The sequence below is a fragment of the Marinobacter segnicrescens genome, assembly GCF_900111555.1.
Classification (GTDB): domain Bacteria; phylum Pseudomonadota; class Gammaproteobacteria; order Pseudomonadales; family Oleiphilaceae; genus Marinobacter; species Marinobacter segnicrescens.
Map to the genome: position 1 here is coordinate 98,563 of NZ_FOHZ01000012.1, position 16,796 is coordinate 115,358.

The following is a 16,796-nucleotide window of genomic DNA, read 5'->3' on the forward strand; positions in this document are numbered from 1 at the left end:
ATGGTCTTGCAGTGAACCAGCATCCCGCTCAAAATTTGAGCAGATCACCGAAGAGTGGGCCTACTTTAGTCACTAACGAAGCATAATTGAAATTTATATTATCTATTTCCGGCATTTTTCTTATGAATGCAGGAGTGCTTTCATAACACGCTGATTTACAAGATACCGGGGTCCGGTGTATCAACGCTGACGGCCAGCACTACCAGGCGGTCTCCCGGCGTCAGCTCCAGATAATCCCGCCGGGGCGGGTTGAGCTGCAGGCGATGACCTCTTTCATCGGCCTGTTTGCGGTAGATACCCAGGGCCACCTCCCCTTCCGCCGCCAGGGTTTTCTCCAGCAGCAGGAAATCAGCACTGGCCGGCAGGGGGTAATCGGACGGGTCGCGGAACTGGATCTCCGGGCCACCAACGGTGAACAGTTCATCCAGTACCACTCGCAGCTCCCGGCGCAGGGCAACCTGTGCCAATACATGGCTGAGTATCATGGAGCTGATCATCATCTCGCTCTGATGGCCGTAAAGTAGCTGACGGTTATCCGGGTCGCTCAGCTCCATGATCAGCTGTGGTCGGCGACTTCCCTCCGACAGGAGGTCTTCGAGCTGCAGGTACCCCACCATGGCACGGGCGTCCGCCTCTTCCCCAGACGCCAGCCGGTCGCTGCTCACCAGCAGGATGGCGTCATAGTCCGCCGGCGCCACCTGGCGCAGCTCCTCCTCAACCATGTAATCCGCCTCCAGGTGACGGCAACCGACGCCGCCATTCACACCGGGATACCGGCTGATCGCCCGTTCCCGTTCGCTGGCCGGCACAACTGACACGACATCCACTTCAAAGTCACTGTGTCCATAACTGGCCATCTCGGCCACCAGGCTGGGTACACGGCGGTTCCATCCCAGCACCAGGACCCTGTGGCGACTCTTTGCCGGCACCGGGGGCATCCTGGCCGGATTGCGACGGATCTCAGGCAGCGCTGCCTTGTGGCTATCGGCTTCGGTAGCGTCATAGGACCGGGCCATCAGCACGACCCGGTCCACGGCTTCGATCCGGGTGTCGGATGGAGCCACCAGGCGTACCTGCCAGCCTTGGCCGGCCGGCTGTAACAAACCCAGCACAATGGCCTCCGGCCGCTGGGCTGAGAGTTCGCCAAGGGTCATACCGGCAACGGGTTCGCCGCTGCGAACATAGAGCTCATTGCCGCCCTCACCCGCCAGTAGCTCGTTGTACACCTCGGACAGGCCCGGGTGGAGGATATTCTGGACCATCAACCGGCTGATGGTGACATCACCGGCTACCACCTCCACTGCCCCCGGATAGGCGCGCTCGATCACCGGCAGCTTGCGGACGTCCTGCAGCTCTGCCACCACAAAGGGTAATGGCGACTGGAAGTGCCGGGCCTGGGCGGCAATGGATAACAACGCCTTGACCGTCTCCACATCGGAGGTGACCAGGCTGCCCGCCTCATGGACCGAGCTGGGCACAATCACCGCCGCCGCATCCAGGCAGGCCACCCGGTGCAGGGCGTCCGGCTGGATGGCAAGGCCCGAGCGGAGGATGACCTGCCGCGCCCTTGACCCGATACCCGGTTCCATTCGTAATTCATGTACCTGTTCAGCGCTGGCCTCTTCGGCCAGCACGACGAGGTTGAGCCGCGACGCCTCGTGTTTCTCCAGGAACCTCCGCATGCGACCGGTTGAGCCGAGCAGTTCAGACAGAAGCGGCAGGGTCTGGCTGCTCCATCCCAGGACAACAATATGGTTTTTCAGGGTAACCGGTGTCAGGCCCCGCTCCAGCTCGTCCATGCGGGCAATCAACCAGCGGGTCAGGATAGCCACCAGGGTGCCCATGAACACCACGTAGCCGCTGATGGTCAGCAGGGTGGAAACAATCCGCTGCCAGGCGCCAACGTCGTCGCCCAGGTAGCCAGGGTCGGTAAGTCGCAGGAAGGCCCACCAGATGGCATTGCCGATGTGGTCGAAGTCGCCGTCCAGGGGCACCACCAGGATACCCCCGATGAACGAGATAATGGCGATAAAAGCAGCCACCACCAGCAACTGGAAGCCAGCGCCCTTGACCAGCTGGCGTTCAACAAGGAACTTGACGCGATCGACAATACGAAAGGGAAGCATAGAATCTCTGCCTGGTGAACAATGCCCTATAGAATAACGCAGTTAGCGCCTGCTGCCTCGAGACAAAGGCGAAGACCACCTGTACGGGAGCACGATGCGACCATGAAGATTACCGGCCTGATAACCACCGCCTTCCTCGGCCTGCTCCTGCAGGGTTGTACCGCAATGCCACCCGCCGAGGACCCTGGCGCGCCAGTCACCTTCTACGACACCACCGTCAGGGACCACCAGCAACAACCTGTCCCCCTGAGTCGCCTTGTCGACGACCTGGCCACCGCCGACGTGGTCGTCATTGGCGAGTTCCATGGCCACCAGGGCGCCCACCTGCTGCAGGCCCGTTTACAGGCCAGCCTCCATCAACGCCGCCCAGGGCAGGTGCTGGCCATGGAAGCGTTCAACACCGACGTACAGGCGGCTATCGACCGTTACCTGGGAGATAAACTCGGCGAAGATGAACTGATCGAGGATGCCAGCGCCTGGGACAACTATCGGGGGTCTTACCGGCCGCTGATGGAGTACGCCCGTCAGCACAGGATACCGGTGATTGCGGCCAACGCTCCGTCGGAGTTGGTCCGGTGCACAGGCCGCGAGGGCGCCGCCTACGTGGAGTCTCTGCCCGAGGACCGCCGCCAGGCACTGCCATCTGAGCCGTTCCCACAGGTTCCCGGTTACCGCGAACGCTTCTTCGAAACCCTCGGTGGCGGCCATGGCGATCACTCCGCCGAAAACCGTGAAAGGCTGGAAAACACCTACCTTGCCCAGTTATTGCGGGACAGCACCATGGCCGCACAGATCCTGAAGGCTCGGCAGGATTTTCCGGACCACCAGGTGCTGATGATCACCGGCACCTTCCACAGTGAGCAACGTCAGGGGCTGGTAGCCATCCTGGAGCAGCGGGCCCCGGGGCTCGAGGTTCGGGTGCTGACGCCGTTCATGGGGGAAGGAGAAGGCCAGCCTGCCGTCGTGCAAGGGGACTACTGGTACCAACTGTGGCCATTACCACCCAGGTACCGGGACGAGAACCGTGAGCGACAACAGATGATGGAACAATTCCGCAACCGCCCTACCCCCGACTGCAGCTGACGGGGGGTGGCGGCACGCAGGTTACTGGGTCTGAACCATCTCGTCAGTTACCTGGTACTCACCTGCCAACCACCGCAGAATTTCCCGGGCGGCGGGCTGGTCATAGCTCCTGTAAGCCTCGTTCAGGAATGTCAGCCGTTCGGGGCCAATCCGGTGCAATCCGGTGTCCTGGAGAACCAGTAAATCCGCCAGTAGTTGCTGCGCCATGGCCTCTCCCACCACGGTCCGGGCGGCTTCCCGGAAGGCTTCTCCGTAACAATAGTCCTCGCCCCGCTGATAGCTCAGAGCAAGGGTGAGGGCCGGAATGGCGGTCAGCTGCGGCTGCAGGGCCGGGTTGATGGCGTGGCCGCTGACCAGGCCGGCATTGGCGGCCGGACGGCCGGTAAAGCCCCTGAGGTGAAGGTGGCGGGACATGCGATCGCCGTCGTTCACCGGATAGTTGTCCCAAAGCGTCGGCTTGCGCCCCAACTGGCCGGCCACCCGGCGCAGGTGGCCCGGGGAGATTTCCCGGGAACAGACTTCCTCCCCGGTCCAGAAGATATCCACGTCTGGATCAAGGGCCCGGCCCAGATCTTCCAGGTAACCAGACGGACGCTGGCCGAACACCCGGTCCAGTACCGAGTCATCGGAATAGTAGGAAGGGCATACGGCCAGTTGCCGGAAGCCGGTGCGCTGGCTGATCCAGTCGATAATTTCCCCCTGCCGCAAGGCCAGGTCCGGCGTATCCGCCTTCATGTCGTCGAACAGGATGGCGAGGCGACTGACGCCCACGGACTCCAGGAACGACAGTTTGTCCGACAGGGCACGCCTTGCCACCCCGTCGAACTGATTGAAAACCTCCCAGGGGCTAAGCCCGACACCGAAGGCGATCCCCTTGTTATCACACCAGCGGGCAAACCCGTCGATTGCCTCAGCGGCTTCCGGCGGGTGAGGCTCCTGCCAGGCCCGGCGCAGATAGCGATCGGCCTTGGGGGCGTACCAGTAGAAGTTATAGCCATGGGGCTGCAACAGCGCCATCAGTTCCCGCCGGTCCGCCCATTGCCACATGGGCCCATAGAACCCTTCCATTATTCCAAGATCTGGAACCATCCGCGCATCCCCGGTTCATGGTGGTTGTTCAGCCGTTACGGACCTTACGCCAGCGTAAGCCGCAGGCAACCGGATCGTATAGCCAGGCCGTTCGGCGCCCGCCAAGCCTCCGATATACTGCTTCAATCAAAGGGAGGATAACGATCATGGGTGACTCTCAGCAACGGTTACAGGCCCTGGACGCACTGCGCGGCATCGCTGCCCTCGCCGTCGTGCTCTTCCATTACCTGCCCTACTACCATGAGCTCTACGGCCACAGCTTTACACCCTGGGCATGGCTGGAGTTCGGCCGCTACGGCGTGCACCTGTTCTTTATCCTCAGCGGTTTCGTCATTTTCATGACCCTTGAGCGCACCCGCTCCGCGGGCTGGTTCGCCATGGCCCGCTCCATGCGGCTGTTACCCGGCCTCTGGGCCGGCATTGTCATTACCTGGCTGTTCGTCGCCGCCCTAGGCCCCGACGATCGGGCGGTAGGGTTGGGAAGTGCCTTGCTCAATACCACGCTGCTGCACGAGTACCTGGGCTTTCCCCATGTGGATGGCGCCTACTGGAGCCTGGTCATCGAGGCGACCTTCTACGTCTGGATCGGCCTGATGTTTTACACCCTGCGACAGTGGTCCCGGATCCGGCCACTGCTGTGGGCCTGGGTCGCAGTGAGCTACATCGGAGTCCTGTGGTGGAAGGAGATTCCAGCTGCCATGGAATTCCTGGTCAAGGACCTGCTGTTCGTCCGGTATGCTCCGCTGTTCGTGACCGGAATGTTGCTCTACCGCTGGCATCGTTATCATCACCTGTCACTGGCAGACGGGCTGTTACTGGCCCTGAGCATCGGCCATTGCCTGGTGGCCTACAAGGCACCGTTCAGCTACTTTGTCCTGGGCTGCCACGGGGTATTTGCCCTTGCGGTGAATGGCTACCTGGACCGGCTGGCCGTCCGCCCATTGCTGTGGCTGGGCAGCCTGTCCTACGCAGTCTACCTGGTGCACCAGAATGTCGGCTATGGTGTGATCGGCTGGAGTTACGGGCTGGCGTTACCGGGATGGGCCGGTGTCGGACTGGCCCTGCTGATGGCCTTCAGCCTGGCAGCGATAATCCATTACGGCATCGAAAAACCGGCGCTGCGCTGGTTCCGGAAGATGCGTAAGGGCCGGGAGGCAAAACCCGCCGCGCCGATGCCGCTGATGACAGCAAGGGCCCCGGAATCGCTGCCCTGACCCCGGCCCCCACCTGAGCCATTACCGGGAGCCCAGCTTCTCCAGCCCCTGGCGCAGGGTTGCCCGGGACAACTCACCGGTGTGGCTGTTCACCAGCATACCGTCAGCGTTGTAGAACAGGGTGGTTGGCAGGACATGGGCGCCGGTCATTGAGCCCAGACGGTTGTTACGGTCGAGCAGGATGTTCTGCAGTTCGAGGGTTTCCGATCCGAGGAAGTCATTGATGGTTTCCGGCTCTTCGCCCACATTCACGAAGACAAAGTCGATATCATCCCGCTCTGTCTGGGCCTCGGCCAGCACCGGCATTTCCCGGCGACAGGGTGGGCACCAGGTGGCCCAGAGATTCACCACCATTGGACGCCCCGCATCCTCCTGGAACGCCCGCAGATTGACCTGTCCGGCTTCCATGGAGGCCAGCTCCAGCCCGGGCACCGGCCTGGCCTGGTTATCCATCAGCAGGATCAGCCCACTCAGGCCACCCCAGGCCACGACGGCGGACAGCACCGCAGCCGCCAGCGGCCTTCGCAGGGTCTGGCTCCGCCAGCTACGCCAGCACAGCCACAGCAATGCAGCAATCACACCCGCGGTGATATCAAAGCCACCGTCCCGGATATCGATCATGGCGAGCAGGCTATCGTAGCTTTCGCGGTACCGCAGAACGAACACCACCCGGGCAGCCACAAAACCCACCAGGATCAGGGTGAACAGGGCATCACTCACAACCACCCGGTGGCGCCGGCCCAGCAGCGCGCCCACCACCAGTGCCACCATCAGGGCGAACACCATCAACAGCTGGGAAAGGGTAAAGCCGAGGGGGCCAAGGGATACCGTCTGGGACAGAATGGACATACGCGCCTCTGGTCGGATTTGTTCGCAATGAGGCGGCTCTGACCGGATCCGGCGCCCCGGGTTCCCTCCCGGTGCCGACCCACCACAATCAGATCAGGTCTCGATGGGCATAGAGCGCCCGCCAGTGACTTCCAGGGCGTTCGGCTATCTCGGTATCAAAATAGTGCTGCAGCCGGCGCCGGTCTTCCGGGTGATCCTTGAGAGCGGAACCAAGGATGAAGTGCATCAGGCTCTCAGGGGTAACTACGCCGTCGCTGTAGTAGAAGGCATTGACACAGACGGCGTGGGCTACGTTGACCGCTTCCGCCGTAGACATTGCCGCGCCGGCGAGCCGGTCGGTGCTACGGCCACTGAGGGACTGCCCGGTACGAAGCTCGTGGAAGACCGTTACCAGCATTTCGGTGATCTCCGGCGGCAGGCGCACGTCTACGCCGCCCTTGCGGTTGAGTTTGTCCGTTTCCCGAACCACCACGTCCAGCTCGTCCTCGATGCGGTTAATGGGCTGGATGGTCTCAAAGTTCATACGCCGCTTGAGGGCAGCGCTCATCCGGTTCACACCTTCGTCGACACTGTTGGAGGTTGCGATGACATTAAAACCTTCGTTGGCGTAGATGACCCCTCCCTCACCCTCCAGCTCGGGAATCGTAATGACCCGGTCGGACAGCAGCGCAAGCACTGAATCCTGCAGGGGCTGCGGGCAGCGGGCGATCTCCTCAAACCGTACGAACCGGCCCTGCTGCATGCCCCGCAGCATCGGGCTCGGCACCAGCGCCTCCACGCAGGGGCCGCGGTCACGGACGATGGCCTCATTCCAGGTGTACAGCAACTGATTGATGTTGCTCACCGCACCGCCCTGGATAATCAGCGAGGAATCGCCACTGACAGCGGCCGTAATCAGCTCCGACAACCAGGACTTGGCCGTGCCGGGCTCCCCCACCAGCAGCGCGCCCCGGTTGGTGCACAGGGCTACCACAATGCGCTTGATGACCCCCGGCGGGCACACGAACTTGCGGGCTACGCCAAGGGCTTCATTACCCTGGATGAAGGTTTCCACCGCCACCGGTGACATCCGCCAACCCGGCGGCACCGGGTGCTGGTCCTGCTGGCGCAGGCGCTCCAGCTCCTCGTGGAATTCCAGCTCCGCCGGCAGTTTCTGTTTGCGCTTGTTGCTCATGTCAACGACGGCCTCCCCGCTTCTCCGGACTCATCCGGTCTTCCGGCAGAATGCGGGGAAGCTCGGACAATGGAATGTTGCCCTGAATAACATGGTCCAGGGCGCTGTCACGCATGGTAATAAGCCCGGCGTCCAGGGCCAGGCTGCGCATCTCGCCCACAGGCGGCTGCAGGGAAATACCATTGCGGATATCCCGGTTTACTTGCAGGAATTCCACCATCGCGATGCGCCCCCGGGTACCACGGCCCTTGCACTGGGGGCAGCCAGCGCCCTCGAAGCAGCGGAAATCCGCCGGCGCGCCTTCCGGGAACAGCTCCGCCATCACGGTGGGGTCCGCGGTAGCCGGCCGGCGGCAATCGGGGCAGATCCGCTTGGCCAGGCGCTGGGCAATAACGGCCAGTAATTCACTGGCAATGGAGTTGGGGTGAATGCCCAGGTCGTAGAGTCGCTGAAGGGCATCGACGCTGTCATTACAGTGCAGGGTGGAGAGCACGACATGGCCGGTCTGGGACGCGCGAATTGCCTCCAGCGCGGTCTCCTGGTCGCGGATCTCCCCCACCAGGATCACATCCGGGTCCTGGCGCACAAACGAGCGCATGGCGTCGGCAAAACTGAAGCCGATTTCCGGCCGCACCCGGGTCTGCTGGATATTGTCGATGGAATACTCAATGGGATCTTCGACAGTGATGACCTTGCGGCGACCATCATCCGCCAGCTCCTGCAGCCCGGCATACAACGTGGTGGACTTGCCCGAACCGGTGGGCCCCACTACCAGCACCAGCCCCGCGGGATTGTCCAGCAACCGCTGGTACTTGCGGGCGAGCTTGGAGGACATACCCAGCTCCTGCATGGTCATGGCCCGGCCTGTCTGACGGAGCAGCCGGATCACCACGTGTTCGCCATGCAAAGAGGGCTGGGTCTGCACCCGCAGATCAAAGCTGACGTCGCCAAACCTGAGCCGCGAACGCCCGCCCTGGGGCAATCGACGCTCTGCGATATTCAGCTCCGCCCGCAGCTTGATCACATTGACCACGCCCAGCAGCTGTGCCGGTGTCAGCCGGTAGTGGTCCAGGTCGTGAAGTTCGCCGTCAATCCGTAACCTTACCCGTACCCGACTTCCATAGCGTTCGATGTGTATGTCACTGGCCTGCTGGCTCACGGCTTCCAGCAGAATGCCTTCGTAGAGCGAGACCAGGTAGGGGGTAACCTCACCTTCCCGGCCAGCCTCTAGGGACTCCCCCGTGCTGCGGTCAGCCTGGGCCTGGGCTGCAGCCGATACCTCGTTACCCCGCTCGGAAATGGACAGATGGGACCATAACCGACGGAAGTCTGTTGGTGTGACCAGGAGCGGGGAAATCTCGACATCAGTGAGATGCGCAATCGCGTCCAGGTGGGCGTCGGGATTATCACTGGCCACAAACAACTGCCGGTCCCGTTTGTACACCGGAATCAGACGGTGATGCTCAAGGAATGACCGGGAGAAGCGCGCAAACAGGCCCGGGTCGACTTCCGGCAACAGTGTGTCCAGCTCAATCAGGGTCAGGCCGCGGCGGGTGGCCGCCAGCTTGTGGTAGACTTCCCGCTCACTCACCGCCGGGTTCTTCAACGCCTGGCCCAGTGGCGTGGTTCCTGGCGGAACCTGAAGTCCAGCTGCCCCTTCCTGCAACAGGCCGAGGTCAATCAGTGCCTCTTCCGTAGTTCGCCGGAAATCCACACGGCACAGCTGGCCCTGCCGCTGCAGGACTCCGGAGCGAAGCTGGTAGTGAACCAGCCCCGGAGCACTCTCCGGCACGGCTTCCAGGCAGAACAGTGAGCCGCCTTCGCGGAGCAGGGGAACAAGGGCATCGGTGGACCCAAGAAAGGTCGTCACAAGGATGACATCGAAACTGTGTTGCTCCAGGGCCAGGTCCTCTTCGGCATCGCCCTGACGGAAGCCCAGATTGTCCAGGGAAAGTCCATGGACATTGAGGGAGGCCAGTTCAACCATGACGGGGTCCCGGTCAACTGCCACCACCTGGCGGAACAGCCTGGCCAGCACAGCCGCAACATAGCCGGAACCAGCCCCTACATGGAGAACCCGGCTATCAGCGGGCAACGGCGGAAGGGATTCCAGCACATGCCTGACCGTCGCACGGCCGGGAATGCTGTGCCCGGAAAGTTGCGGCTCCAGGTCAGCGGATGAAACGAAGGCCTGGCGAGGGACACGGCGCAGCGCTTCGGCTACGCGGGAGGTCATGGCAGTCACAGCACTCTCCGGACAACAGGTTGCCGGCCGGGCCAGCAACAAAACGGAACAACAGGCAGCTGCCTGGTTTCACGGAACACGGCCTCATCCGTTATGCTTGTCCAGGATTCAGGGCCGGGCGGCCCGGGCAATTAGCACCAGACCGTTTTATCCGAGATTACCATGCCCCGCCCGGATACCCGATAAGCAATTTTACCAGACCGGACCTGACGCGCTGTGGATGATGTTGCAAGCACCTTCCTGGATAACAACCAGATCGCGATCCAGCTAGCTGTCGCCCTGCTGCTGGGGGCGTTGATCGGTCTTGAAAGGGGCTGGGAGGCCAGGGCCAGGGAGCCTGGCAAGCGAATCGCCGGTATCCGTACCCATGCCCTCACCGGCCTGCTGGGGGCTATTGCAGCGCTGCTCAGCCAGACCCTTACGCCCTGGGCCTTCCCGGTCATGTTGCTGGGTCTTATTGGCGCCACCCTGGTGTCTTACCGGGCCCGCACCCCGGAAACCGGCGACTACAGCATTACCGGCATTATCGGCCTGCTGCTCACCTTCTGCTTCGGCGCCATGGTGGTAGCGGTGGATATGGCCCTGGCGGCGGCAGCAGCGGTTATCACGGCGTTGATTCTCGATAACAAGGAAGAAATACACGGGGCCCTGAATAAACTCCAGGCACACGAACTGGACGCGGCCCTGAAACTGCTCCTGATTAGCGTTGTCATGCTGCCCCTGCTGCCGGATCGGGGTATGGGGCCGGGTAACGTCCTCAATCCCTACGAGATCTGGTGGATGGTGGTGCTGATCGCATCGGTGTCGTTCGTCGGCTATTTCGCCATCCGGGTCGGCGGGACTGAAAAGGGAATCCTGTTTACCAGCCTGTTTGCCGGACTGAGCTCGTCCACGGCCCTGACCTTGCACTTTGCCCGTCAGTCACGTCGCAACGGGGAGCTTAGCCCCATCTACGCAGCGGGCATACTGATTGCCTGCGGTACCATGTTCCCCCGCATCCTGATTTACGGCGCCATCATCAATCGCGAGCTTTTGCCTGCGCTGACGGGGCCTGTGCTGACCATGGCGGCCGTACTTTACCTGGCTGCGGGACTGATCTGGGCCAGCCACCGGCACAACATCCGAGTGAATCAGCCCGAGCTGAGCCAGAACCCGCTGGACCTGAAGTCCGCACTGGTATTCGGAGTATTGCTCACAGTGATCCTGTTGCTGGGGGAATGGCTCAGTGAGTGGCTGGGGGATCTGGGTATCTACGTGCTGGCGGCCACATCCGGCATTACCGATGTAGACGCCATCACCCTGTCCCTGACCCGGATGTCACTGGCAAGCATTGCCGGGGCCACGGCAGTGCTGGGCATTGTGATCGCCGCCTCCGTCAATAACCTGGTGAAATCCATGATGGCTGCCTTTATCGGCACCGTGCGCCTGGGATTTCTGGTGGGGCTACCCATGGCGATATCACTGACTGCCGGACTGGCAGTGGCGTGGAGCCTGTTCTGAACAATCAGGTGACAAATTCCGATCATTTTCTATACTGTGTGCGTTAACGAAAGTTAAGACATCACCAGATGTGCCAATAACAATAAAGCTGGAGCCAGCCACATGCTGACATTGCGTCTGCCATGCCACGGGGCCCGTTGAGATGGACTACTACGACCTGATTATCGTCGGGGGTGGTCCTGCCGGTTCGACACTGGCCTGGGCCCTGCAGAATACCGGCAAACGGATCCTGTTGATCGACAAGGCCCGCTTTCCACGGGAAAAGAGTTGTGCCGGCTGGGTAACTCCGGCCGTTTTCGATGCACTTCAGATCACACCTGGAGACTATGGCCGGGACCATGTGCTGGAACCTATCCGTGGCTTCCGCATTGGCATGATCGGCAACCGGGCCGTTGAGAACGACCATGGCGAAACCGTCAGCTATGGCGTACGTCGCTCCGAGTTCGACCATTACCTGCTCAGCCGCACCCGCACGGACCAGGCGCTGAACACACCCATAGAATCCATATACCAGGCCAATGGCAACTGGGTGATCAACCACCGCTGGGAAACTCCTTTGCTGGTTGGTGCCGGAGGCCACTTCTGCCCGGTTGCCCAGTATATTGGCGCCGGCCCCGGTAGCCGGGAAAGCGTCGTAACCGCCAAGGAAATGGAGTTCGAGATGACCCCCTCGCAGGCCGCCGACTGCCGGGCCCGGGGCGACCGTCCAGAGCTCTGGTTCTGCCGTGACCTGCGAGGCTATGCCTGGATTTTCCGCAAGGCCAATCACCTGAACGTGGGCCTGGGACGGGAAGACCCGCGCCGCCTGTCGAGGCACCTGGAAAAATTCATTGCGCATATGCAGCAGCAGGGCCGGATTCCGGCTGACCTGCCCGGACGCTTCAAGGGGCATGCCTACCTGCTATACGACCATGCCGAACGCCCACTGGTAGACGACGGCCTGATTCTGATTGGAGACGCAGCCGGCCTGGCCTTCGGGCAAAGTGGCGAGGGCATTCGTCCGGCAGTGGAGTCTGCCCTCATCGCAGCCAATGTCATCCGCTCGGAACCGGACCTGACCGCCCGCAGCCTGCAGCCCTACGGAGAAGCCATCGCCCGTCGCTTTGGTACTCGCTCCATGAACCAGGATAATGGCGTACTGGTGCCTGACTGGGTAAAGGTCCCCCTGGCCGCCAGCCTGATGAAATCCCACTGGTTTACCCGCAGGGTGGTCGCCGAGCGCTGGTTCCTGCACCAGCAGGTGCCGCCCCTGGACCTGCCAACGCCAGCCCCCGTCGGCCGCGAGACCGCTTACTGGCGCCCCGCCTGAAACAAAAAAGCCGGCCCAGGGGGCCGGCGAAGCGTCGTCAACTCAAGTCAAATGCAAAAGGCACAAACCGGTTGAAGCTCCCGAATCAGAACTTCACCCGCATACCGGCCAGGAAGCCCAGCTCGGCGTCATCACCATCGTCGTATTCCTCATCGCTCTGGGCGATCTCTGCGAATACGCTGACGTTCTTCTGGGCCGGGAACTTGTAGGTTACGTTCGCATACCACTCAGTGATGTCCTCTTCCAGGCATCAGAGTCCTTGTTACCCATACCCAGTGCCACGTCGGTGGTGCTGGCAACCGGGAAAACCGCGGCGACGTTGTACTGGGTCATGTCTTCCTCTTCCCAGGTACCCACATCGCTCCAGTCAGACACGCTGTAGTCGGCGGCCAGGTTCATGAAACCGAAGTCATAGGAAGCACTCAGACCCCAGGTACCCACGGAGTCGTCCAGGTCAACCGGGTTCCAAACCTGGTAGGCGGCAGCAAGCTCCAGGCCTGCCAGGTCAGTGGCGACAAACAGGTCATAGAACTCGCCATCAATGCCGTCGTCATCGTCACTGGCATCCATTTCATGGGAGGCAGCGAAGTAGACCTTGTCCAGTTCAACGTCGACACGGATGGTGTCATCGCCGTCGGTTCCGGTGTCGTCAAAACGATCTTCGTCAATGGTCTCAACTTCGATCGCTTCTTCGATACCAAACTCGTCGGTGGCGAAGTTCTGCTTACCAAAAGAAACGGAGGCCACGCCGTACTTAAGGCCTACAAAGGCTTCTTCCAGGTTGCTGCCGTTTTCATCGTCTTCTGCAGCGTCCTTGAAACCAAAGTCCAGGCGACCAAACGCGGCCAGATCATTACCCAGGTCGTAGCTGATGAAGTTTTTCAGCTCCAGGTCGTCATACTCGATTTCGGCACGATTATCATCCTCATGACCCGTTGCCTGACGGAACTGGATCTGGAAATCACCGTTGACCTTGTAGCTGAGGCCACCATTCTCGTAAACAGTAGCGGCGTTGGCAGAACCAGCGGCGACGGATACAGCAGCAGCCAGAAGAAGCTTTTTCATTTATTAATACTCCATTGAGTGGTACGTCGGTTTGTTTATTCGCCGGAATTAATCCAGCGTTTCATTTCACTTTTGGTTTTGTCATCGGCCTTCAAATACCAGTAGCGAAGCATCTGGCCGACCACTTCCTGGTCTTCGGCCACATCGCTGGCTGGCATTGATCGGGGGGACACTGAAAAAGATTCGCGATTATTCTGGTGAGGCATTAAAGCGGCCTCGGAAGTACCATCCCTGTTAAAGTCTGCGACCTCCTCCTCATAATCACGAACCAGTTGAAATCCGGTTTTCTTGAGAACATCCATCCTGAATGAAACGCTATTTCCTTCCTGGTCATTTAATTGCCACACTGGTTCATTATTGAAATCTTCCAGCTCGCTTCGGGATTCGACACCCGGGGCCGAGAGAACCAGTTGCCGGTCGCTCGCCTGGAACAGAAGAACAAAGCTGTCAGAGCTTTCGATGACGCTGTCATCACGGCTTCTTCCCAGCTCAGCCGTGAGATCCACCACAATCTGGTGAGTGCCGTTTTCCAGCGTGATCGGGGACCTGCTGTCGAGAACACCCTGGCCAGACCAGGCCTCGCCATTGAGCGCATGAAGGTTAACGCCATCTCCCAACTGCAAACTCACATCCGCATGGACAGGGGCAATAACCAGCATGGAAGCGGCAATCATTGATATGGAGAATTGCTTCACTAAATTACCCTTTGTTCAGGATCATGTTTTAACTGACACCGATCCTAAAAGGGATTTGTTAAGGAAATATTTCAAAGACCAGAAAAGTAACTTCACAATTCACAAAAAATAAATTGCAATATTATTGCAATACAAATGAAATAATAACGGAGGAATCAGCTTTAAATATGATCAAAAAACAGTCGAGCTGATTTATTTTTAACCAGGCATCCCGGTGTCAATAAATCCACATACAGTCAAAATCGGCGTGCACCGGAAGTCACCGATAAAATGTCCTGCCAGGGTTCAGTACAAAAAAAGGCCCGGAGGGTATATCCGCTCCAGGCCAACCGGAAGGGTTACTTGCTGGCAGGTGTCAGTTCTATACCGTACAGGGTGGTGGTGCCGCTGACTTCGTTGCCAACCGCCAGCACCGGTCCTCCAGTGGGGCTGTCTTCAGCGGCAATGAAGGCCAGCCCTTCCGGTCCCAGGTCGCCGCCACGACCGGCCCTCAGCTCTTCTTCAGAGGCTGAGAAGTCCCGGTTGTTCAGGTACTGCAAGAAGGTCGGGCTCCGGGGATCGGTCACGTTGTACACCATGATGCCCCCTACCCGCTCGAGACCGATAAAGGCGTAGACCTGGCCATTAATCTCACCGGTCACAACCGCTTCAGGCTCCGGGCCCTTGTCGTCCGAGCGATCATCGAAGGCGTTTTCATCGTTACTGCTGTTGAAATACTCCGGCAACTGTTGCGCAGTGATTCGTTCGAAGTCACTGCCGCTGTCGTAGACCTGCTGGCCGTCTTCTGACCAGATGGAGAACGAGCGGCCCCCGTAGGAGTAGAGAGCGTCATACTCGCAATCGGCCTCGACATCCGTGGACGGATCCGTGGGGTCGCAGCCATTGCTGATACCCAGGGTTGTGGTCACTTTCAGGCGGCCCAGGTTGGCTTTCTCCTGAATGTCGGCCGGGAAGACACCCTCGGCCAGGCGCAGGTCGGCGACCCTGGCCTCTTCGCTAAACGCATCATAGTCCCGTGAATCACCCTCGTTCGCGGTGATGTACCAGGTCTGGCCGTCGGTGCCGTAGCTGGTAATGGCGTCGGGCAGGTACATGCCCTTGACCGGCCAGTTACGCAGATGGATGCCGCCATCCTTGTTACTGGCGTCCAGCTCATTTCCGGCAGCCATATGATCCTTGAAGCCCAGGGGAATGATTTCGGTAATTTCAGCCCCGACGATGTCCAGGACTGCCACCGCATTGTTTTCCTGTAGCGCCACCCAGGCCGTTGAGCCGTTCTCTGAAACCGCTATGTATTCCGGCTCGAAGTCCTGTGCCGCAGTGGCGCCCGGGCCGAAGATCCGAATGCCCTGTTGACGAAGCTCTGCCTCTTTCCCGCTCCAGGCCCTGAAGTCCGCTGTTCGTACTGTCGCCTTTTCCACTCCCCGGGACACATCAATGACACTGACCGAGCCCTCCGGATCCACCTTATAGGCCCCATCCGGCTCACCTTCGTTGGCAACCAGCACGTGCTTTCCGTCAGGCGTAAACGTCACCATATCCGGCAGGGCACCGACCGGGACTTCGGCCAGCTTTTCCAGGGACGAAGCGCTGTAGAACACAACCTTGCCGTTGCGTTGCTTGTTGGCCGCCTCGATAGCCACGGCCACCAGTTCGCCGTGTACCGCAACACTGTTGGCAGCGCCGCCCTCGCGGGTCGCGTCGATTGTCTGAACCCGCTGGATATCGGCCGGGTTGCGAATATCAAGTACATCCAGGGTCTTGTTGTTGGCGTTGACCACAAACAGGCGCTGATTCCCGGCGTCATGGGCCACGATCTCGGCGGCAGACTGGTCGAAGACGTCCCCTTCGGACTGCCAGCTTCCCAGGACTTTCAGCTCAATCGCGGTGCCGTGGCTGGCGCTGTCGGAAACAGCCTTGGACGAACCAGTGCCGGAACACCCGGCGATACCCAGTGTGGCCGCCAGGATGGCGGCTGCGAGCGGTGCTTTCCGTGAAGTCATAAAACCCTCGTTGATTACGACGTATGACACGGAACAATAGGGGAGGCATGTGACAGTTTCGGGGCGAAATCATGTCAGCGCCCCAAAAACAAAAAAGGCGGCCGGAGGAGGCTGTGTGAAAACAGCCTCCCAAGCTGGCAAAATAACCGCGACATGGCTCGCGGTTATTTTTTATGAGACATCTGGAAGGCACTCCCCGAAGTCAGACGCTTCTGCTTCCGCCCAGCGTCGAAGATTACGTCCCCGAAGATCACCCGGTTCGCGTCATTGATGCCTTTGTGGATTCACTGAACCTGTCTGAGATGGGTTTCAGGAAAGCGCAGACGGCTCACACAGGCCGACGCCCTTATCATCCCGGCGATCTGCTCAAGCTATACATATACGCCTACCTCAATCAGACCAGCAGCACCCGACGGCTGGAAAAAGAATGTCATCGCAACCTGG

General features: G+C 60.3%; 13 protein-coding genes. 5 read left to right on the plus strand and 8 right to left on the minus strand.

Going from position 1 to position 16,796, the window contains the following annotated elements; translation table 11 throughout:
• Positions 1-155: 155 nt before the first annotated feature.
• Complete coding sequence (locus BM036_RS12765) at positions 156-2,126, minus strand: CASTOR/POLLUX-related putative ion channel (protein WP_091852781.1); 1,971 nt, start codon at positions 2,124-2,126, stop codon at positions 156-158.
• 102 nt (positions 2,127-2,228) lie between these two features.
• Between BM036_RS12765 and BM036_RS12770 the strand changes: the two genes are divergently transcribed.
• A complete protein-coding gene (locus BM036_RS12770; protein ID WP_091852784.1) occupies positions 2,229-3,209 on the plus strand; it encodes a ChaN family lipoprotein in 981 nt (326 codons plus the stop codon).
• A gap of 21 nt (positions 3,210-3,230) precedes the next feature.
• Here BM036_RS12770 and BM036_RS12775 read toward each other — a convergent pair whose 3' ends face one another.
• Entirely contained in the window at positions 3,231-4,298 is a 1,068-nt protein-coding gene (locus BM036_RS12775; RefSeq protein ID WP_091852787.1) for a beta-N-acetylglucosaminidase domain-containing protein, read from the minus strand.
• Between the two features lie 146 nt (positions 4,299-4,444).
• On the opposite strand from BM036_RS12775, the gene BM036_RS12780 reads away from it, so the two are divergent.
• Positions 4,445-5,512, plus strand: a complete 1,068-nt coding sequence (locus BM036_RS12780; RefSeq protein ID WP_091852790.1) for an acyltransferase family protein — start codon at positions 4,445-4,447, stop codon at positions 5,510-5,512.
• 21 nt (positions 5,513-5,533) lie between these two features.
• On the opposite strand, the gene BM036_RS12785 is transcribed toward BM036_RS12780, so the two are convergent.
• The 3 genes from BM036_RS12785 to BM036_RS12795 form a co-directional block, all read right to left on the minus strand.
• A complete protein-coding gene (locus BM036_RS12785; protein ID WP_218144811.1) occupies positions 5,534-6,361 on the minus strand; it encodes a TlpA disulfide reductase family protein in 828 nt (275 codons plus the stop codon).
• A gap of 88 nt (positions 6,362-6,449) precedes the next feature.
• Positions 6,450-7,535, minus strand: a complete 1,086-nt coding sequence (locus BM036_RS12790; protein WP_091852793.1) for an ATP-binding protein — start codon at positions 7,533-7,535, stop codon at positions 6,450-6,452.
• A 1-nt stretch (position 7,536) separates the two neighbouring features.
• The gene (locus BM036_RS12795) at positions 7,537-9,771 is read right to left on the minus strand and encodes an ATPase, T2SS/T4P/T4SS family (RefSeq protein ID WP_091852851.1); all 2,235 of its coding nucleotides are present in this window, start codon (positions 9,769-9,771) and stop codon (positions 7,537-7,539) included.
• A gap of 225 nt (positions 9,772-9,996) precedes the next feature.
• Here BM036_RS12795 and BM036_RS12800 point away from each other — a divergent pair, with 225 nt between their 5' ends.
• Positions 9,997-11,280: an MgtC/SapB family protein gene (locus BM036_RS12800; protein WP_091852796.1), complete on the plus strand. Its 1,284-nt coding sequence runs from the start codon at positions 9,997-9,999 to the stop codon at positions 11,278-11,280.
• 142 nt (positions 11,281-11,422) lie between these two features.
• Positions 11,423-12,589 (plus strand): NAD(P)/FAD-dependent oxidoreductase, encoded by a 1,167-nt coding sequence (locus tag BM036_RS12805; protein ID WP_091852799.1) that lies wholly within the window; start codon positions 11,423-11,425, stop codon positions 12,587-12,589.
• A gap of 210 nt (positions 12,590-12,799) precedes the next feature.
• Here BM036_RS12805 and BM036_RS12810 read toward each other — a convergent pair whose 3' ends face one another.
• From BM036_RS12810 to BM036_RS12820, 3 genes are all read right to left on the minus strand, one after another.
• Positions 12,800-13,654 carry a porin gene (locus tag BM036_RS12810; RefSeq protein WP_245742616.1) on the minus strand — a complete coding sequence of 285 codons (855 nt, stop codon included), beginning with the start codon at positions 13,652-13,654 and terminating at the stop codon, positions 12,800-12,802.
• 35 nt (positions 13,655-13,689) lie between these two features.
• The gene (locus BM036_RS12815; protein ID WP_143066611.1) at positions 13,690-14,349 is read right to left on the minus strand and encodes a YccT family protein; all 660 of its coding nucleotides are present in this window, start codon (positions 14,347-14,349) and stop codon (positions 13,690-13,692) included.
• A gap of 338 nt (positions 14,350-14,687) precedes the next feature.
• Positions 14,688-16,352, minus strand: a complete 1,665-nt coding sequence (locus BM036_RS12820; RefSeq protein ID WP_091852805.1) for a choice-of-anchor I family protein — start codon at positions 16,350-16,352, stop codon at positions 14,688-14,690.
• A gap of 173 nt (positions 16,353-16,525) precedes the next feature.
• Between BM036_RS12820 and BM036_RS12825 the strand changes: the two genes are divergently transcribed.
• Positions 16,526-16,796 (plus strand): transposase (locus BM036_RS12825; RefSeq protein ID WP_143066597.1); only part of this gene is annotated, 271 nt, incomplete at its 3' end.

Coding starts and splice junctions, on each gene's coding strand:
- BM036_RS12795 (WP_091852851.1), bottom strand. CDS start 9,771: ATGACCTCCCGCGTAGCCGAAGCGCTGCGCCGTGTCCCTCGCCAGGCC.
- BM036_RS12770 (WP_091852784.1), top strand. CDS start 2,229: ATGAAGATTACCGGCCTGATAACCACCGCCTTCCTCGGCCTGCTCCTG.
- BM036_RS12810 (WP_245742616.1), bottom strand. CDS start 13,654: ATGAAAAAGCTTCTTCTGGCTGCTGCTGTATCCGTCGCCGCTGGTTCT.
- BM036_RS12780 (WP_091852790.1), top strand. CDS start 4,445: ATGGGTGACTCTCAGCAACGGTTACAGGCCCTGGACGCACTGCGCGGC.
- BM036_RS12805 (WP_091852799.1), top strand. CDS start 11,423: ATGGACTACTACGACCTGATTATCGTCGGGGGTGGTCCTGCCGGTTCG.
- BM036_RS12790 (WP_091852793.1), bottom strand. CDS start 7,535: ATGAGCAACAAGCGCAAACAGAAACTGCCGGCGGAGCTGGAATTCCAC.
- BM036_RS12820 (WP_091852805.1), bottom strand. CDS start 16,352: ATGACTTCACGGAAAGCACCGCTCGCAGCCGCCATCCTGGCGGCCACA.
- BM036_RS12765 (WP_091852781.1), bottom strand. CDS start 2,126: ATGCTTCCCTTTCGTATTGTCGATCGCGTCAAGTTCCTTGTTGAACGC.
- BM036_RS12775 (WP_091852787.1), bottom strand. CDS start 4,298: ATGGTTCCAGATCTTGGAATAATGGAAGGGTTCTATGGGCCCATGTGG.
- BM036_RS12785 (WP_218144811.1), bottom strand. CDS start 6,361: ATGTCCATTCTGTCCCAGACGGTATCCCTTGGCCCCCTCGGCTTTACC.